The sequence below is a fragment of the Klebsiella sp. Lac1 genome (genome assembly GCF_009825425.1).
Classification (GTDB): Bacteria; Pseudomonadota; Gammaproteobacteria; order Enterobacterales; family Enterobacteriaceae; genus Klebsiella; species Klebsiella electrica.
This window is the reverse complement of the sequence record NZ_VJZJ01000001.1, coordinates 2,912,138-2,929,945: the sequence shown is the minus strand read 5'-3', so window position 1 is coordinate 2,929,945 and position 17,808 is coordinate 2,912,138. Positions and strand designations below refer to the sequence as shown.

Here is a 17,808-nt window from a genome sequence, read left to right as displayed (position 1 = left end):
CGCTGCCGGCAAGAGGCAGTTTGAAGGATGAAGCGTATTTACCGTTATTACTCGCGGACATCATGGAAAAAGAACCTATTCCTCAGGCCACGTCGCCCCTGGCTACGTGGCTTTCCTATCTGGAACACCTGCACAGTAAAACCATCGATCTGGGACTGACCCGCGTGAGCGAAGTCGCCGAACGGATGGCGGTGTTAAAACCAGCGCCGTTCGTCTTTACGGTGGCGGGAACCAATGGTAAAGGAACCACCTGCCGTACGCTGGAGTCTGTGCTGATGGCGGCAGGCTACAAGGTCGGGGTTTACAGTTCGCCGCACCTGGTGCGCTATACCGAGCGCGTGCGAGTACAGGGCGCGGAGCTGCCGGAAGCGGCGCATACCGCCTCTTTTGCGGAAATTGAAGCGGCGCGCGGTGAGATTTCCCTGAGCTATTTCGAATTTGGCACGCTCTCCGCGCTGTGGCTGTTTAAGCAGGCGCAGCTCGATGTGGTGATCCTCGAGGTCGGTCTCGGCGGGCGTCTTGATGCCACCAACATCGTCGATGCGGATGTGGCGGTGGTGACCAGTATCGCCCTGGATCATACTGACTGGCTGGGGCCGGATCGGGAAAGCATTGGTCGCGAGAAGGCCGGTATCTTCCGTGCCGGCAAACCGGCCGTTGTTGGCGAGCCGGAGATGCCTCATTCCATTGCTGAAGTGGCCGCCGGGAAAGGCGCGATGCTTCTGCGACGCGACGTCGACTGGCGCTATGGCGCCGATGCGCAGACGTGGTCGTTCAGCGACGGGGAGGGAACGCTGACGGATTTACCGTTGCCGCAGATCCCGTTGCCGAATGCGGCAACCGCGCTGGCGGCGCTGCGGGCCAGCCGACTTCAGGTGAGCGAGCCGGCGATTCGCGACGGCATTAAACAGGCCATGTTGCCGGGGCGTTTTCAGATAATCAGCGAAGCGCCGCGTGTTATTCTCGACGTGGCGCATAACCCTCACGCGGCCGCCTGGCTTGCCGGACGTCTCAAAAGCCTGTCGAAAACGGGGCGCGTGCTGGCGGTTGTTGGTATGCTGCATGATAAGGATATTGCCGGCACGCTGGCAAACCTGACGGCGGAAGTGGATAGCTGGTACTGCGCGCCTCTGGAAGGGCCGCGCGGCGCAACGGCGCAACAGCTGCAGGCGCATTTGCGCGCAGGAAAAGCTTACGCCAATGTGGCTCAGGCCTGGCATGCGGCGATGGCCGATGCCAGACCGCAAGATACGGTGCTGGTGTGTGGTTCATTCCATACGGTGGCGCATGTAATGGAAGAAATAGAGGCGGGGAGAATCGGTGGCGAGTAAGTTTCAGAACCGTTTAGTCGGGACGATTGTGCTGGTCGCGCTGGGGGTGATTATCCTCCCGGGTCTGCTTGACGGTCAGAAAAAGCATTATCAGGACGAGTTCGCGGCAATTCCACTGGTGCCAAAACCGGGCGATCGCGATGAGCCGGATATGCTTCCGGCGGCGACGCAGGCACTTCCGGCTCAACCGCCTGAGGGAGCGGCTGAAGAGGTCAGAGCGGGGGACGCCGCTGCGCCGTCATTGGATCCGTCGCGCATCCCGGTTAACAGCAACAGTTTCGATGATGCGCAGGAGCCGGTTGTCGCGCCGAAGCCGCAGCCGCAGCCCAAACCACAGGCCCAACCTCAGACTCAGCCTAAAGCACAGCCCCAGTCGCCGAAGCCGGTTGAGAAGCCGCAGCCGCAGCAACAAACCGTTGCTCAGACGCCGCCGGCGAAACCGGCAGAGATACCTGCTCCGACCGGCAAAGCCTATGTGGTGCAGCTCGGCGCGCTGAAGAATGCGGATAAGGTCAATGAAATCGTCGGTAAGCTGCGTTCCTCCGGCTTTAAGGTCTACACGTCGCCTTCGACGCCGGTTCAGGGTAAAATTACCCGTATTCTGGTCGGCCCGGACGCGTCAAAAGATAAACTGAAAGGGCAGCTTGGCGACCTGAAACAGATCTCCGGTCTGAGCGGTGTGGTCATGGGATATAGCCCCAACTAATCTTGCCCCGCTCCGCGCTGGTGAGAGCTAAAGCTCCTGTCTGACGCGCTTTCAGGAGGCGAAAGACAGCATGGCGTTGAATGTTTTTTCAGCGCCATTTTTATTTCTGTAGGGCACGGAAATCCCTACGCAAACGTTTTCTTTTTCTGTTAGAATGCGCCCCGAACCGGACGACAGGGCGTAAATCGTGGGATGTTTATGGTCTGGATTGATTACGTCATTATAGCGGTGATTGGTTTTTCCTGTCTGGTAAGCCTGATCCGCGGCTTTGTTCGTGAAGCGTTATCGCTGGTAACCTGGGGATGCGCTTTCTTTGTCGCCAGTCATTACTACACTTACCTGGCTGTCTGGTTCACGGGCTTTGAAGACGAAATGGTCCGCAATGGGATTGCTATCGCGATACTGTTTATCGTAACGCTTATCGTTGGCGCCATCGTTAACTATGTGATTGGCGCACTGGTGGAGAAAACGGGCCTGTCGGGTACCGACAGGGTGTTAGGGATCTGTTTTGGCGCCCTGCGTGGCGTGCTGATTGTCTCTGCGATTCTGTTCTTTCTCGATAGCTTTACCGGTATGGCGAAAAGCGAAGACTGGCAAAAGTCAGAGCTTATCCCGCAGTTCAGTTTCGTTATCAGATGGTTTTTTGACTATCTGCAAAGCTCGTCAAGTTTCTTGCCCAAAGCATAAGCGTTGGGATGTGGCTGAACGAGGAAAAGACGTATGTGCGGTATTGTCGGTATCGCCGGTGTTATGCCGGTAAACCAGTCGATTTATGACGCGTTAACGGTGCTTCAGCATCGTGGCCAGGATGCCGCAGGCATCATCACTATTGATGCAAATAACTGTTTCCGTTTGCGTAAGGCGAACGGGCTGGTGAGCGACGTTTTTGAAGCTCGTCATATGCAGCGTATGCAGGGCAATATGGGTATTGGCCATGTTCGCTATCCTACGGCGGGCAGCTCAAGCGCCTCCGAGGCGCAGCCTTTCTATGTCAACTCACCGTATGGTATTACGTTGGCGCATAATGGCAACCTGACCAATGCGCACGAGCTGCGTAAGAAGCTGTTTGAAGAAAAACGCCGCCATATCAACACCACCTCCGATTCCGAAATTCTGCTCAATATTTTCGCCAGCGAACTGGATAACTTCCGCCATTACCCGCTGGAAGCCGACAATATCTTTGCGGCAATTGCGGCGACCAATCGGCAGATTCGCGGCGCTTACGCCTGCGTGGCGATGATCATTGGTCACGGGATGGTTGCCTTCCGCGATCCAAACGGCATCCGTCCTCTGGTGCTGGGGAAACGCGATGTCGGCGATGGCCGTACCGAGTATATGGTCGCCTCCGAAAGCGTGGCGCTGGATACCCTGGGCTTCGAATTCCTGCGCGATGTGGCGCCAGGTGAAGCGGTCTATATTACCGAGAAGGGCCAGCTGTTTACCCGCCAGTGCGCTGAGAACCCGGTCAGCAACCCGTGCCTCTTTGAGTACGTCTATTTTGCTCGCCCGGACTCGTTTATCGATAAGATTTCCGTCTACAGTGCGCGCGTTAATATGGGCACTAAACTGGGTGAGAAGATCGCCCGCGAATGGGAAGATCTGGACATCGATGTGGTCATTCCGATTCCGGAAACCTCCTGCGATATCGCGCTGGAAATTGCCCGTATTCTCGATAAACCTTATCGCCAGGGTTTCGTAAAAAACCGTTACGTTGGCCGGACGTTCATCATGCCCGGTCAGCAGCTGCGCCGGAAGTCGGTGCGTCGTAAGCTCAATGCCAACCGCGCTGAGTTCCGGGATAAAAACGTGCTGCTGGTGGATGACTCCATCGTGCGTGGCACCACCTCGGAGCAGATCATCGAGATGGCGCGCGAAGCCGGTGCGAAAAAAGTCTATCTGGCTTCCGCTGCGCCGGAGATTCGTTTCCCGAACGTTTACGGCATTGATATGCCGACGGCAACCGAGCTTATCGCCCACGGTCGCGAAGTGGACGAAATCCGCCAGCTCATCGGCGCTGATGGCCTTATCTTCCAGGATCTGAACGATCTGATTGATGCCGTGCGTGCGGAAAACCCGGATATTCAACAGTTTGAATGTTCGGTATTTAACGGCGTGTACGTCACCAGGGACGTAGACCAGCAGTACCTCGATTATCTCGATTCCTTACGTAATGACGATGCGAAAGCGGTGCAGCGTCAGAACGAAGTGGAAAACTTAGAGATGCATAACGAAGGCTAAGCCACACCTTTGTTGTCAAAGCCCGCCGTCGCCAGACTGCGGGCTTTTTGCTTTGCGGGCCCGATGGCCCGGCTTGACGCTTAGCGGGCCGCAAGGCTTGCGTCCGGTGCTATAATCCGGCAAAGTCTGCCCCATTATGTGGAAGAGGCAATCATCGTGAAACGACTTATTATTGGTATCTCCGGCGCCAGCGGCGCCATTTACGGTGTGCGATTGCTTCAGATTTTACGCGATGTGCCTGCCGTCGAGACGCATCTGATCATGAGTCAGGCAGCGCGGCAGACGCTGGCGCTGGAGACCGAGTATTCCCTGCGGGAGGTGCAGGCGCTGGCGGATGTGGTCCATGATGCGCGCGATATCGCCGCCAGCATCTCGTCGGGGTCGTTTAAGACGGCCGGTATGGCGATCCTGCCTTGTTCCGTGAAAACGCTTTCAGGAATTGTGCACAGCTATACCGATGGTCTGCTGACCCGCGCGGCGGACGTTATCCTCAAAGAGCGCCGCCCGCTGGTTCTGTGCGTGCGGGAAACGCCGTTCCATCTCGGGCATCTGCGCCTGCTGGTTCAGGCCGCGGAGATGGGCGCGGTGATCATGCCGCCGGTCCCGGCCTTCTACCATCGCCCGCAAACCCTCGATGATGTGATTAATCAGACGGTCAACCGGGTCATCGATCAGTTCGATATTACCCTTCCCCAGGATCTCTTTACCCGCTGGCAGGGGTCTTCTGACGCACTAAAGTAGTGCGTGCCGTGAACTTTTGCGTCTCCGCAGTGCAATTTTGTCGCCCCGATCAAATCCTCGACATTTAATTGGTTTTTTTGCGTCAGGCCACTGCGGTTTGCCCATCAATGCTGCTATCTTCCCTCTCAAGACAATCTTGCAACTTTATATTAACAAATTTAACGCTGTTTCCAGCACGCACTGAGAAGATGGCATAAAACCTGCAGGATGAGTCGGCTACACACATAACGAAACAACGCACCATATAACAACATCACGACACTTAAGGGTATTGTATGAAGAAGACGATCCTGGCCCTCTCTTTAATCATGGGAATCAGCAGCGCTTCCAGCGTTTTTGCCGCGCTGCCGCAAAGTATCCGTATCGGCACCGACCCTACCTACGCGCCTTTTTCATCGAAGGATGCGAAAGGTGACTTCATCGGCTTTGATATTGATTTGGGCAATGAACTGTGTTCGCGCATCAAGGTGAAATGTACCTGGGTGGGGAGTGACTTTGATTCACTGATTCCCTCGCTGAAGGCGAAGAAAATTGACGCCATTATCTCTTCATTATCGATTACCGAAAAACGTCAGCAGGAGATTGCCTTCTCTGACAAGCTGTATGCCGCTGACTCCCGTCTGATTGCAGCGAAAGGCTCATCAATCCAGCCAACGCTGGAATCCCTGAAGGGCAAACACGTCGGGGTGCTGCAGGGGTCAACTCAGGAAGCGTACGGCAATGAGCGCTGGCGTAGCCATGGCGTGGATGTCATAGCCTACCAGAACCAGGATCTGATCTATTCCGACCTTACTGCCGGCCGACTCGACGCTGCCCTGCAGGATGAAGTCGCCGCCAGCGAAGGCTTCCTCAAACAACCTGCCGGTAAAGATTTCGCCTTTGCCGGTCCCTCTGTTAAAGATAAAAAATTCTTCGGCGATGGTACCGGCATCGGCCTGCGTAAAACCGACAGCGAGCTGAAAGCCGCTTTCGACAAAGCGTTGGCTGAAATGCGTAAAGACGGGACCTACGACAAAATGGCGAAGAAATACTTCGACTTTAACATCTACGGCGACTAAGCATGCCGCTGGCCCGGGAAACCGGGCCTGATGGATTTCGCACGTCCGTATCTGCACTATATCGGTGCAATCCCGCCGGCAATGTCCTGCTTTGGTGCATAAAAGGCGATTTTGTCGGGCGCTTAATGCATAGTTAAGCGTTTATGCTGCGAAATAATTGGCCTCCCGGCGCAGAATGCTTTGCCTTACCGGGGCGAATAATGGCACGATAACTGCTGTAAGTACTTCTAAAAAACTCGTTAGAATGACAGTCTGTTGAGGATAGTTATGAAAAAACTGGCGTTGTCTCTTTCTTTAGCGCTGGCCCTTTCCAGCGTTAGCTCGGTATTCGCAGCCATTCCGCAAAAACTCCGTATCGGTACCGATCCAACTTATGCCCCGTTCGAATCGAAAAATGCGCAGGGTCAGTTGATTGGTTTTGACATCGATTTAGCAAAAGAGCTGTGTAAGCGTATCAATACGCAATGTACCTTCGTTGAAAACCCGCTGGATGCGCTGATCCCCTCTTTAAAAGCGAAGAAAATCGATGCGATTATGTCTTCGTTATCCATTACCGAAAAACGTCAGCAGGAAATTGCTTTCACCGACAAACTTTACGCTGCGGATTCCCGTCTGGTCGTGAAAAAAGGCAGTGATATCACGCCGGATCTCGCCAGGCTGAAAGGCAAGCGTGTCGGTGTGCTCCAGGGGACAACCCAGGAGACCTACGGTAATGAGCACTGGGCGCCGAAAGGCATTGAAATTGTCTCCTACCAGGGCCAGGACAATATCTATGCCGACCTGACCGCCGGGCGTATCGACGCAGCGTTCCAGGATGAAGTGGCCGCGAGCGAAGGCTTCCTCAAGCAGCCAGTGGGCAAAGATTACCAGTTTGGCGGTCCGTCGATTAAGGATGAAAAACTGTTTGGCGTCGGCACCGGCATGGGCCTGCGTAAAGAGGACAACGAGCTGCGTGAGGCGCTAAATAAAGCCTTCGCGGAAATGCGCAAAGATGGCACCTACGACAAGCTGGCAAAAAAATATTTCGATTTTAACGTGTACGGTGACTAAGCATCATACGTACCCCATCGCGCGCATGATGGCGCGCGATGGTCGATGACAGACAGGGCAGACAGCATGCTGTACGGGTTTTCACAGGTTATTTTACAGGGCGCTCTTGTCACACTGGAGCTGGCTCTTAGTTCGGTCGTGCTGGCGGTCCTCATTGGTCTGGCGGGTGCCGGAGCAAAGCTATCGAGCAATCGACCGCTGGCGCTGGTATTTGAAGGCTACACCACGTTAATTCGCGGTGTGCCCGATCTGGTGCTGATGCTGCTGATTTTCTACGGTCTGCAGATTGCGCTGAATACGCTCACCGATGCGCTGGGATTATCGCAGTTTGATATCGACCCGATGATCGCGGGGATTATTACGCTGGGCTTTATCTACGGCGCCTATTTTACGGAAACCTTTCGCGGCGCTTTTATGGCGGTTCCGAAAGGACATATCGAAGCCGCAACCGCTTTTGGCTTCAGCAACGGGCAGACCTTCCGGCGGATCCTCTTTCCGGCAATGATGCGCTATGCGTTACCGGGGATTGGCAACAACTGGCAGGTTATCCTCAAGGCAACGGCGCTGGTGTCTCTGCTGGGACTGGAAGATGTGGTCAAAGCCACCCAGCTGGCAGGGAAAAGCACCTGGCAGCCGTTCTACTTTGCGATCGTCTGCGGTCTGGTTTATCTCGTGTTTACAACCGTTTCCAATGGTGTACTGCTGCTGCTTGAACGCCGTTACTCCGTGGGCGTGAAGAGGGCTGACCTGTGATTGAGATTATTCAGGAGTACTGGAAATCCCTGCTGTGGACCGACGGCTATCGCTTTACCGGGGTGGCTATCACGCTGTGGCTGCTGATCTCCTCGGTGGTGATGGGCGGCATACTGGCGGTATTTCTCGCTATCGGACGCGTCTCTGCGAATAAATACATTCAGTTCCCAATCTGGCTGTTTACCTATGTGTTCCGCGGTACGCCGCTGTACGTGCAGCTGCTGGTGTTTTACTCCGGGATGTATACCCTGGAAATCGTCAAAGGCACCGAGCTGCTGAACGCCTTTTTCCGCAGCGGCCTCAACTGTACGGTGCTGGCGTTAACGCTCAATACCTGCGCTTATACTACGGAGATTTTTGCCGGGGCTATCCGATCCGTTCCTCCCGGGGAAATTGAAGCGGCGCGGGCCTATGGTTTCTCATCGGTCAAAATGTATCGCTGCATTATTTTGCCGTCTGCGCTGCGTATCGCGCTGCCTGCGTACAGCAACGAAGTGATTCTGATGCTGCACTCCACCGCGCTGGCCTTTACCGCCACCGTGCCGGATCTGCTGAAAATCGCCAGAGATATTAACTCGGCGACCTATCAGCCGTTTACCGCTTTCGGGATTGCCGCGGTGCTCTATTTAATGATTTCGTATGTGCTGATTAGCTTGTTCCGCAAGGCGGAAAAGCGCTGGTTGCAGCATATCAAACCTTCTTCGACGCATTGAGACCGCCATGTCCGACAATAAATTAAATGTTATCGATCTCCATAAACGTTACGGCGAGCATGAGGTGCTGAAAGGCGTCTCGTTACAGGCGCAAGCCGGGGACGTTATCAGCATTATCGGTTCATCGGGTTCCGGTAAAAGTACCTTTTTGCGCTGCATTAACTTCCTGGAAAAGCCCAGCGAAGGCACGATAGTGGTTAATGGACAGAATATCGGCCTGGTCCGCGACAAAGACGGCCAGCTGAAGGTCGCAGATAAAAACCAGCTGCGTCTGCTGCGTACGCGCCTGACGATGGTGTTCCAGCATTTCAACCTGTGGAGCCACATGACGGTGCTGGAAAACGTCATGGAAGCGCCGATTCAGGTTCTCGGGCTGAGCAAACAGGAAGCGCGCGAGCGGGCGGTGAAATATCTGGCGAAAGTGGGTATCGACGAGCGTCAGCAGATCAAATACCCGGTGCATCTCTCCGGCGGTCAGCAGCAGCGTGTCTCCATTGCGCGTGCGCTGGCGATGGAGCCCGATGTACTGCTGTTTGACGAACCCACTTCCGCGCTTGACCCCGAACTGGTAGGGGAAGTGCTGCGGATCATGCAGAAGCTGGCGGAAGAGGGGAAAACCATGGTGGTAGTGACCCATGAAATGGGCTTTGCGCGCCATGTCTCTTCGCACGTCATTTTCCTGCATCAGGGCAAGATTGAAGAGGAAGGTCATCCGGATGAGCTGTTCGGCAATCCGCAAAGCCCACGCCTGCAGCAGTTCCTGAAAGGCTCCTTGAAATAAGCCTTGCCGTCTCTCCCGGCGATACCGTTCGCCGGGAGTGGATTACCGCTCCAGCCGATATATCCAGTCATCGTAATCGACGCCGTTCAGGTGACAGGCTTTTTCCAGCACCTGAATCCGCACAAAACCCTGTTTTTCCAGCAGATGCGCCGACCCGATGTTGTCACCCAGTACCCAGGCGTTAATGGCATTGACGCCGAGCTGGCTAAAGCCGTAATCACATATCGCCCGCAGCGCTTCACGGGCATATCCCTGACCCTGCGCCTGCGGGATGAGAGCATACCCGACATCGGCTTCGTGCGGATTTTTACTGCTAATGCGCAGACCGATATCACCGATGGCCTCGCCCTGTTTATCGCGCAGCACAAATACGCCGGGGTCAGCGCAGCGCGCAGCAAACAGGGTGCGCAGCGCGGGTTCATCGAGTATTTCGCCCATAAAGCGCATCACCTCGCGGTCGCGACGCAGGCGGAGGAAAAAAGGCCAGTCAGATTCAGTAAACGGGGAAAGCAGGAGTCGGGGAGTGTTTAGCGTCATGATAAACGGGCCATTTCGGTAGTTCGTCCGCTAACCTTAACACCAGAAAGGATCGGATTGCATGATCTTATACCGTTCCGTTACGGTGAATTACCCGGCGGCGGGTGAAGTCGGTAGCGGTTTGTCGAGCCCGTGAAAATAGTGCAGCACGGTTTCGCTGCGCCGGGAAGCGCGCAGCTGCAGGGCCAGGTTCAGGCTATCGAGGATCTCTGCATGCTCGACCAGCGGAGAGTCTGCGGCAATTCTTTTTTCCGTGACCAGCCAGTGGACGATGGTTTTCCAGCGCCACAGCGGCGAGTTGCCTTGTACGCGCTGCACGGGGCCTGGGAATATTCCTGAGCCTCGAGCCCCATCTTTCAGCAGGGCGATGGCCTGTCGGGAAAGGCCGGTGAGTTCGGCGATATCGCTTAAGCCTACCAGCGTCGCGTCAACGGACTCAACCCGGGCATTGAGTCCTGATGAAGATTCGATGTTATCGATCGCCGACAGAATTGCCCGTTCAAGCGACTCACTTTCACGATCGAATTCCAGATATACCGCCGTCCCGTAAAAACAAACCAGGGCATCAGTACAACCGGCGTGATGCAATGCATCCTCAAGACCTGGCGTCCGGGCGCTAACGCCTGACAGCGTGAGCGTGAAGTTGTAGAGGGCCATCATTTGCTACCCTTGTAATGAAGCCGGGTCGCCGGTGTTTAGCGGCAGCGCTCGACCATTCTGATAATTTGCCTGGCGTGATTCTCGGGAGCGCTCGGTGTAGACCAGACGCTCATCATATGTTCACGATGCGCGGTTGTAACGCACCTGAGCCGTCCGAAGCAGTGCGCGCTATTCCCGCCAGCGAAAAATCTCCCCTCGCGATCGAGCATAGGCAATGGCTGCTCTGATGTGTTTATCCGGATGTTCCTTCATCAATGCGTCCTCTGATACTGAACCTCCTGTTGACGGATGTCAACAATGCGCTGTCGATAAAACCGACATCAGGACCTTATGACAGAGAGCAGAAGAGGAGGCTGGAACAGGCTTCACAGCGATAGCGAAACGGCGGCAGGAGAGTGAGTGACTGCGAGACAGCTTCCACAGGTGAAATCAGGGGAGCTCCCGGGAGAAAGGCCATTCTCCCGGGATGACTATACGGCGTGTTTAGCCGACGATATTTCTTAGCGCTTCTTCCAGATCGTACCAGCGGAAGCCAAAACCGGCATCCTCCAGGCGCCGGGGCAGCGCCCGCTGCCCGCCGAGCACCAGTACCGACGACTCTCCCATCAGCAGACGAATGGCCGTGGCCGGTACGCGGAAAATTGCCGGACGATTCAGTACATGCCCGAGAGAATGAGCAAACTGTTCATTGCGGGCCGGATAAGGGGAAACCATATTGAAAGGCCCGCTGAGATCGTTGTCCAGCAGCCACAGAATGCCGTTAACCATATCGTCGATATGAATCCAGGCCAGATACTGTCTGCCGTTACCGATAGGGCCGCCGAGACCAAGCCGGAAGAGCGGCATCATTTTGGCCAGCATCCCGCCCGTCGGCGCCAGCACCACGCCGGTGCGCAGCAGGCAGACACGGGTGCGATCGCTTTGCGCCTCGCAGGCCAGCTGCTCCCAGCGGGCGCAGAGTTTGTGGGTGAATTCATTGTGCGGCGGCTCATCCTCGTTCACCACAACTTCCCCGAGATCGCCATAAAAGCCGACGGCAGAACCGCTGATCAGTACGGCGGGGGGCGTATCGCTGGCGTTGAACAGGTTCACCAGCTTTTGAGTGATATCCCAGCGGCTGTGACACAGGCGCTGCTTTTGTTCCGCCGTCCAGCGTTTGTCGGCGATAGGTTCGCCCGCGAGGTTGATGACGGCATCAATATCATTGAGGTGATGATGTCCCTCGAAGCCGCGCCACAAGGTGACGCGGGCATCCAGTCGGGATTGCGCTTTTTCCGGGCTGCGCGTTGAAACCGTTACGTGATGCCCAAGCTCAAGCAGCCGGGGGATCAGATGCCGGCCAATCAGGCCGGTACCGCCAGTAAGCAGAATCCTCATAGCGCCTCCCTAAGAAGCTTAGCGCCGCCAGCTCATGGTCATGGAGACGGAGTCAGCGTAGCGCAGTGCATAAAGTTTATCGATCTCAACTTCAGCATAAGTGACCCAGTGATGTTCGCATGCGATGTCGAGCACATCCTGAGTTAATTTTTCCAGCAGTGAGAAGCGGTTATTCTCAATGTGGCTGATGATACGTTTGGTAATCGTGCGGTAATTCAGCGCATCGTTAATATCTTCACTGTTGCGGGAACGCTCCGCCGGGTAGTGAATCGCAACGTTGACCACCACATCCTGGCGGTTAGCGATTTCTTCTTCTTTGATTCCGATAAAAGTACGTAAACGTAGGTTCTTTATACGAATAATGGCGTCTGGCTGAGACATTGCAGGCTTCCTCCGTGTTGTCATTTCCGCAATCATACATGAAAGCAAGCCATGCGAGCAGGGGGGTTATTGGTGTTGTATTTTTATCAGCGCCTGAACGGTAGCCGGGCGTTGACGAATGCGTTCAAACCAGTTATGAATTGCCGGAAAATGTGCGAGATCAATACGCTGGCGAGGGTGGGCGCGCACCCACGGCCAGCAGGCAATGTCGGCAATACTGTAATGTTCGCCGCCAAGCCATGGACTGACCTCCAGACGACGGTTCAGTACGCTATACTGCCGCTGGGTCTCGACCTGATAACGCTCTATGGCATAGGGCACCGCCTGCGGCGCGCGATGGTTGAAATGGTGATTCTGTCCCAGCATAGGGCCTAATCCGCTGACTTGCCAGAACAGCCACTGTAGCGTGGTGTGACGCTCACGCAGCTCGCTACTCAACAATTTCCCCGACTTTTCAGCCAGATAAAGAAGAATCTCCCCGGATTCAAACAGGCCGAGCGGCGCCCCGCCGTCGACGGGGATGTGGTCGACGATGGCCGGAATTTTGTTATTCGGCGAGAGAGCGAGAAACTGTGGGCGAAACTGTTCCCCTTTGCTGATATCGACCCGAATCAGCCGCCAGGCCAGCTGCGCCTCTTCGAGAAAGAGAATGATTTTTTGGCCGTTAGGGGTGGGGGCGTAGTAAAGGTCGATCATGGTGACTCCCGCCGTCGTAGGTCGCACCTGTTCGAGTATAGGCGACCTGTCGCCATCCGGGAGGAGGGGGCGCTAAATTTTGCCTGCGGGACCGGGACAGTCGCGCAATTCACGCGCCAGCCCGATAAAGGCCTTCAGCCCAGGCGGAACGCGGCTGCCGGGGTAATACAGGTGTAGCCCGGCAAATGACGGACACCATTCATCCATTACGCTGACGAGCCTGCCGCAGGCCAGATCTTGCTGGATAAACCAGTCCGGGATGAAGGCCAGGCCAAGGCCAGCAAGTGCCGCACAATGGATGGCGGCATGGCCAGCGCAAACCATTAAACAGGCGATGGAGACGCTGGCGCGCTTCGAATTTGTTGAACCGGCGGGGCGTGCGCAGGTGGTGATGACGCCGGTCGGCGTGGCGGGGTTGATTACGCCGTGGTGGGGGATATCATTAACCATCACCCCGATATCGCTAAAATTTCTTTCACCGGCTCTACCGCCGTAGGGAAACATATTATCGCCAGCGGCGCGCACACGCTGAAACCTGGCGGTAAATCACCGACCCTCATTCTGGATGATGCCGATGCGCAGCAGGCGGTTGCGCTGGCGATAGAGTCCGGGCGCGTGCTGGTCAATACCCTTGAACATGAACCGCAGGCGCCGTTCGGCGGCTTCAAGCAATCCGGTCTGGGACGTGAAATGGGGAAATGGGGTATGCAGGCTTACCTGGAGCCAAAAACGGTGATGGTCGGCTAGCCGTCAGGGGATGCAAAATCCTCATGGTGCGGTAAGTGACATCCCATAAAAGACAGGATATGTTGACTTATCGCCCCATAATTTATTGAGGATGCCATGAGCCAGCCTGTCATTACCCTGTGGTCCGATTCGAGTTTTTTCTCGCCGTACGTGATGTCCGTCTACGTTGCCCTGCAGGAAAAAAGCCTGCCATTTGCTCTTAAAACCATCGATCTCAATAGCGGTGAAAACCAGCAGCCTGGCTGGAAAGGTTACACCGTGACCCGTCGCGTGCCGTTGTTAGAGGTGGAGGATTTCGCGCTTAGCGAATCGTCTGCGATTAGCGAGTATCTTGATGAACGCTTCGCGCCGCCGGAGTGGGAGCGGCTCTATCCCCACGATCTGCAAAAGCGGGCCCGGGCGCGCCAGGTGCAGGCCTGGCTGCGCAGCGATCTGATGCCCATTCGCGAGGAGCGCTCTACCGACGTGGTTTTCGCCGGGAAAAAGAAACCGGAGCTTAGCGCCGCGGGCCGCAAAAGCGCGGAAAAATTATTCGAAACCGCTGCGGAGCTGTTGGCCCACGGCGGCAATAATCTGTTTGGTGAATGGTCGATTGCCGATACTGACCTTGCCCTGATGATCAACCGGCTGGTGCTCAATGGCGATGCGGTCCCGGAGTCGCTGGCGGACTATGCGACATTCCAGTGGCAGCGGGCGTCGGTTCAGCGTTTTGTCGCACTGTCAGCTAAACGCACGGGCTGATTCGCAGCAGCGGTTCCGCTATCATAGGCGCATCGAAATGCGTGGAGACGGAAGAAATGAAGCTGATGTTTGCATCGGATATTCATGGTTCCCTGCCCGCTACTGAACGCGTTCTGGAACGGTTCGCGCAAAGTGGGGCGCAGTGGCTGATTATTCTTGGCGATGTGTTGAACCATGGGCCGCGTAATGCGTTACCCGAAGGGTATGCGCCAGCGGATGTCGCCGTGAAACTCAACGGCGTCGCGCAGCGCGTGATTGCCGTTCGCGGTAACTGCGACAGCGAAGTCGATCAGATGCTACTGGAGTTCCCCATGACTGCGCCCTGGCAGCAGGTGCTGAGCGAACGCACCCGCCTGTTTCTGACCCACGGGCATCTGTACAGCCCCGAAAAAATGCCGCCTCTCGCCGCTGGCGATGTGCTGGTTTATGGTCATACTCATATTCCGGTAGCCGAGAAGCGCGGCGATATTTTCCTCTTCAACCCTGGCTCGGTCAGTATTCCCAAAGGGGGATTTCCCGCCAGCTATGGCCTCCTGGAAGGGGACCGACTACAGGTTTTAGCACTTGATGATCATCAGGTTATTGCAGAGGTGGCAATTAACCCGTAATTTACCCCCAACCGTAAAGACGCGCCGCGAGAGCGCTTTCAAAAGTAAGGTTTCCTGATGGCGGAACAGAACGATTTGGCAAGCACAGAATGGGTAGACATTGTTAATGAAAACAATGAGGTGATAGCGCAGTCCAGCCGCGGGCAAATGCGTGCGCAGTGCCTGCGTCATCGGGCAACCTATATTGTTGTTCATGATGGGATGGGCAAAATCCTGGTGCAGCGCCGTACCGAGATAAAAGATTTCCAGCCCGGTATGCTCGACGCCACAGCGGGTGGTGTGGTGCAGGCCGATGAGCAACTGCTGGACTCAGCGCGCCGCGAAGCGGAAGAAGAGCTGGGGATTGCCGGGGTACCGTTCGCTGACCATGGTCAGTTCTATTATGAAGATAAACACTGTCGCGTCTGGGGAAGCCTGTTTAGCTGTGTGTCGCACGGCCCCTTTGCCCTGCAGGAAGAGGAAGTGAGCGAAGTGTGCTGGCTGACGCCGGAAGAGATTACCGCCCGCTGCGATGAATTCACCCCGGATTCATTAAAAGCGCTGGCGCTGTGGATGACCCGCAACGCCAACAACGATCAGGTGAAAACCGAAAAGCAGGACGAAGCTGAATAGATTTTAGCAGCTATCCCGCAGGCACAAACTGGAGACGATCGTTTTTTGATCGCTCCAGTTTCCGTCATTAAGGCGCGCAAGCAGAGCTCTCCCGGCCTCAATGCCGATCTTATGGTGTGGCACCGTCATTGTTGTTAATGGGGGCTGGCAAACCCGGCTCACATCATGGTTGCCAAATCCAACAACGGCCAGATCGTCAGGTACTTTGATACGCCGACGCTGGCATTCATACAATACTCCGCAGGCCAGCTCATCTGAAACACAGACCAGAGCGTCCAGCTCAGGCCAGGCGAGTAAAAACTCCGGCAATTGCGAAGCACCGGTAGAGAAACTGGGCGGCAGGGCGGCATTAATCACCCGATTCGGTGAGAGATGATGGCGTAGCATCGCTTTATACCAGCCCTGCAGGTGTTGCTGAAAAATCCACTGTTCCTGGTTAGCGCACAGCAGGCCGATGTTCTGGTAGCCACGCTTAATTAACATTTCCGTTAGCTCATACATGGCGGCGACATTATCTATTCCGATATTCATATCAATAGGATCGGCACGCATCGCACCCATCTCCATCACCGGAATAGAGGCATTCTTCAACCAGTGACGGACGGTATCAGAGTGTTCGACGCTGAGCAAAATCGCCGCCGCAATGTTTGATGCCAGCAACGTTTCGAGTAATTTTTCTTCTTGTTCAAGACGATGCTGCGATTCCGCCAGCATGATCTGGTATCCGGCAGGTTGAAGCACCTGCTGAAGTCCGGCAAACATTTCCGAGCAACCCGCTTCGGAAAGATTGGGGACGACCATGGCAATCGTCCATGAGGAGGCCGAGGCCAGCGCGCTGGCGGCGAGGTTGGGCATATATCCCAGCTCTTGCACCGCAGCTTCAATTTTTTCACGCAGTTTATCGGAAACCTGCTCCGGCGTGCGGAGTGCCCGGGACACGGTCATCGTGCCCACGCCGGCAAGCTGTGCGACATCGGCAAGTGTTACTTTACCGGTACTACGCCGTTTTCGGGTTAGAGACATACACCTTCCTGCTGACCAGACGCGTTTTATTATGATCCCTTGCTGCACGTGACAGGCAGTATACGCCTTAAATCCCTTTTTTTGCTGTGATTTCATCCCATGATTATAATTTGATAGCGCTATCACAATTCTGAATGTTAAACATTGGTAGCGCTATCTTTGTGAGCCTGATCGCAGCCAGGAACGGAGGTGTTGAATAGAGTTTGCTCATCTTTTGCGTTGAAGCGGGAGTAAAAAGTGCTCAAAAACTGGATATATGATACGACCATCACCCTTAAGGATAGCGTTGAGAACTGGCCGCAGGCGCTGGAGCTGTGTGCGAAACCGCTGCTGGATCTGCAGGTGATTTCGCCGGAATACGTTACGGCAATCGTTGAACAACACCGCACATTGGGACCTTATTATGTGCTGGCACCAGGGCTGGCAATGCCGCACGCTCGGCCGGAAGAGGGGGCCAAAGGGCTGGGGCTATCGTTATTAAAACTGGAAAAGGGAGTCTCTTTTGCTGCCGGAGAATTCGATCCCGTGGATGTCATTATTATGCTCGCGGCTCCGGACAAACATAGTCATATCGACATGCTCGCCACACTGGCTGAATTATTTTCCAGTGATGAGGATATGGCTGAATTACATCAGGCAAATACCCTGGAGGAGATAAAAAAGATTATCGACCGCTACTGATTTAATTTCCTGATCCGATTTTCCTCAACATTACGCTCAGGCGTAATGGGGATGAACTCTACTCTAAAAAGGTGATAACAATGAAAATTATGGCTATTTGCGGTTCCGGCCTGGGGAGCAGTTTCATGGTCGAGATGAATATTAAAAAAGTGCTCAAAAAACTGGGTATCGAGGCCGAAGTTGAACACTCCGATCTCTCATCCGCTACGCCCGGTGCGGCCGATCTTTTTGTCATGGCGAAGGATATTGCGGCCAGCGCCAGCGTGCCGGAAAACCAGCTAGTGGTGATCAACAACATCATTGATATCAACGAACTCGAAACGCAACTGCGTACCTGGTTCGACAGAAAATAACCCTGATAAGGCGAGGTGGAT

At 55.1% G+C, this 17,808-nt stretch carries 23 protein-coding genes and 1 pseudogene; 16 read left to right on the top strand and 8 right to left on the bottom strand.

Annotated features, from left to right (window positions below; genetic code table 11):
• Positions 1-62: 62 nt before the first annotated feature.
• The 10 genes from folC (at position 63) to hisP (ending at position 9,371) form a co-directional block, all read left to right on the top strand.
• On the top strand, positions 63-1,331 hold the full coding sequence (gene folC / locus FNY10_RS14275) for a bifunctional tetrahydrofolate synthase/dihydrofolate synthase (RefSeq protein ID WP_131048239.1): 1,269 nt from the start codon (positions 63-65) through the stop codon (positions 1,329-1,331).
• Positions 1,321-2,037 (top strand): cell division protein DedD, encoded by a 717-nt coding sequence (gene dedD / locus FNY10_RS14270; protein ID WP_160702904.1) that lies wholly within the window; start codon positions 1,321-1,323, stop codon positions 2,035-2,037. The genes folC and dedD overlap by 11 nt, the downstream gene beginning before the upstream one ends.
• 198 nt (positions 2,038-2,235) lie before the next feature.
• Positions 2,236-2,724 carry a colicin V production protein gene (cvpA, locus tag FNY10_RS14265; RefSeq protein ID WP_100682852.1) on the top strand — a complete coding sequence of 163 codons (489 nt, stop codon included), beginning with the start codon at positions 2,236-2,238 and terminating at the stop codon, positions 2,722-2,724.
• A gap of 33 nt (positions 2,725-2,757) precedes the next feature.
• Positions 2,758-4,275: an amidophosphoribosyltransferase gene (gene purF, locus FNY10_RS14260; protein WP_100682806.1), complete on the top strand. Its 1,518-nt coding sequence runs from the start codon at positions 2,758-2,760 to the stop codon at positions 4,273-4,275.
• A gap of 156 nt (positions 4,276-4,431) precedes the next feature.
• Complete coding sequence (locus FNY10_RS14255; protein ID WP_160702902.1) at positions 4,432-5,016, top strand: UbiX family flavin prenyltransferase; 585 nt, start codon at positions 4,432-4,434, stop codon at positions 5,014-5,016.
• Between the two features lie 275 nt (positions 5,017-5,291).
• The gene (gene argT, locus FNY10_RS14250; protein ID WP_131048237.1) at positions 5,292-6,074 is read left to right on the top strand and encodes a lysine/arginine/ornithine ABC transporter substrate-binding protein ArgT; all 783 of its coding nucleotides are present in this window, start codon (positions 5,292-5,294) and stop codon (positions 6,072-6,074) included.
• 267 nt (positions 6,075-6,341) lie between these two features.
• The gene (gene hisJ, locus FNY10_RS14245) at positions 6,342-7,124 is read left to right on the top strand and encodes a histidine ABC transporter substrate-binding protein HisJ (RefSeq protein WP_131048236.1); all 783 of its coding nucleotides are present in this window, start codon (positions 6,342-6,344) and stop codon (positions 7,122-7,124) included.
• 66 nt (positions 7,125-7,190) lie between these two features.
• Positions 7,191-7,877 (top strand): histidine ABC transporter permease HisQ, encoded by a 687-nt coding sequence (locus FNY10_RS14240; RefSeq protein ID WP_004865186.1) that lies wholly within the window; start codon positions 7,191-7,193, stop codon positions 7,875-7,877.
• Positions 7,874-8,590: an ABC transporter permease gene (locus FNY10_RS14235; protein ID WP_131048235.1), complete on the top strand. Its 717-nt coding sequence runs from the start codon at positions 7,874-7,876 to the stop codon at positions 8,588-8,590. The genes FNY10_RS14240 and FNY10_RS14235 overlap by 4 nt, the downstream gene beginning before the upstream one ends.
• A gap of 7 nt (positions 8,591-8,597) precedes the next feature.
• A complete protein-coding gene (hisP, locus tag FNY10_RS14230; RefSeq protein ID WP_100682801.1) occupies positions 8,598-9,371 on the top strand; it encodes a histidine ABC transporter ATP-binding protein HisP in 774 nt (257 codons plus the stop codon).
• 42 nt (positions 9,372-9,413) lie between these two features.
• Here hisP and FNY10_RS14225 read toward each other — a convergent pair whose 3' ends face one another.
• The 7 genes and pseudogenes from FNY10_RS14225 to FNY10_RS27000 form a co-directional block, all read right to left on the bottom strand.
• Positions 9,414-9,911 carry a GNAT family N-acetyltransferase gene (locus FNY10_RS14225; protein ID WP_160703309.1) on the bottom strand — a complete coding sequence of 166 codons (498 nt, stop codon included), beginning with the start codon at positions 9,909-9,911 and terminating at the stop codon, positions 9,414-9,416.
• A gap of 87 nt (positions 9,912-9,998) precedes the next feature.
• On the bottom strand, positions 9,999-10,565 hold the full coding sequence (locus FNY10_RS14220) for a DNA-binding protein (RefSeq protein WP_160703307.1): 567 nt from the start codon (positions 10,563-10,565) through the stop codon (positions 9,999-10,001).
• 38 nt (positions 10,566-10,603) lie between these two features.
• Positions 10,604-10,820, bottom strand: a pseudogene (locus tag FNY10_RS27005) (hypothetical protein).
• Positions 10,821-11,051: 231 nt separating this feature from the next.
• Positions 11,052-11,945, bottom strand: coding sequence for a TIGR01777 family oxidoreductase (locus FNY10_RS14215; protein WP_131048232.1), 894 nt, complete (start codon positions 11,943-11,945; stop codon positions 11,052-11,054).
• A gap of 18 nt (positions 11,946-11,963) precedes the next feature.
• The gene (gene folX / locus FNY10_RS14210) at positions 11,964-12,326 is read right to left on the bottom strand and encodes a dihydroneopterin triphosphate 2'-epimerase (protein WP_015583781.1); all 363 of its coding nucleotides are present in this window, start codon (positions 12,324-12,326) and stop codon (positions 11,964-11,966) included.
• Between the two features lie 66 nt (positions 12,327-12,392).
• The gene (yfcG, locus tag FNY10_RS14205) at positions 12,393-13,022 is read right to left on the bottom strand and encodes a GSH-dependent disulfide bond oxidoreductase (protein WP_160702900.1); all 630 of its coding nucleotides are present in this window, start codon (positions 13,020-13,022) and stop codon (positions 12,393-12,395) included.
• A gap of 72 nt (positions 13,023-13,094) precedes the next feature.
• A complete protein-coding gene (locus tag FNY10_RS27000; RefSeq protein ID WP_227699382.1) occupies positions 13,095-13,472 on the bottom strand; it encodes a LysR substrate-binding domain-containing protein in 378 nt (125 codons plus the stop codon).
• On the opposite strand from FNY10_RS27000, the gene FNY10_RS27230 reads away from it, so the two are divergent.
• The 4 genes from FNY10_RS27230 (at position 13,449) to yfcD (ending at position 15,730) form a co-directional block, all read left to right on the top strand.
• Entirely contained in the window at positions 13,449-13,769 is a 321-nt protein-coding gene (locus FNY10_RS27230; protein WP_416309026.1) for an aldehyde dehydrogenase family protein, read from the top strand. The genes FNY10_RS27000 and FNY10_RS27230 overlap by 24 nt on opposite strands.
• A gap of 96 nt (positions 13,770-13,865) precedes the next feature.
• Positions 13,866-14,510, top strand: a complete 645-nt coding sequence (gene yfcF / locus FNY10_RS14190) for a glutathione transferase (RefSeq protein WP_160702898.1) — start codon at positions 13,866-13,868, stop codon at positions 14,508-14,510.
• A gap of 56 nt (positions 14,511-14,566) precedes the next feature.
• Complete coding sequence (gene yfcE, locus FNY10_RS14185) at positions 14,567-15,118, top strand: phosphodiesterase (protein ID WP_100682794.1); 552 nt, start codon at positions 14,567-14,569, stop codon at positions 15,116-15,118.
• A 57-nt stretch (positions 15,119-15,175) separates the two neighbouring features.
• Positions 15,176-15,730: an NUDIX hydrolase YfcD gene (yfcD, locus tag FNY10_RS14180; RefSeq protein ID WP_100682793.1), complete on the top strand. Its 555-nt coding sequence runs from the start codon at positions 15,176-15,178 to the stop codon at positions 15,728-15,730.
• Between the two features lie 3 nt (positions 15,731-15,733).
• Here yfcD and FNY10_RS14175 read toward each other — a convergent pair whose 3' ends face one another.
• Positions 15,734-16,753 carry a LacI family DNA-binding transcriptional regulator gene (locus FNY10_RS14175; protein ID WP_131048228.1) on the bottom strand — a complete coding sequence of 340 codons (1,020 nt, stop codon included), beginning with the start codon at positions 16,751-16,753 and terminating at the stop codon, positions 15,734-15,736.
• 237 nt (positions 16,754-16,990) lie between these two features.
• Here FNY10_RS14175 and FNY10_RS14170 point away from each other — a divergent pair, with 237 nt between their 5' ends.
• On the top strand, positions 16,991-17,434 hold the full coding sequence (locus FNY10_RS14170) for a PTS sugar transporter subunit IIA (RefSeq protein WP_160702896.1): 444 nt from the start codon (positions 16,991-16,993) through the stop codon (positions 17,432-17,434).
• An 80-nt stretch (positions 17,435-17,514) separates the two neighbouring features.
• Positions 17,515-17,787 (top strand): PTS sugar transporter subunit IIB, encoded by a 273-nt coding sequence (locus FNY10_RS14165; protein ID WP_100682790.1) that lies wholly within the window; start codon positions 17,515-17,517, stop codon positions 17,785-17,787.
• Positions 17,788-17,808 lie beyond the last annotated feature (21 nt).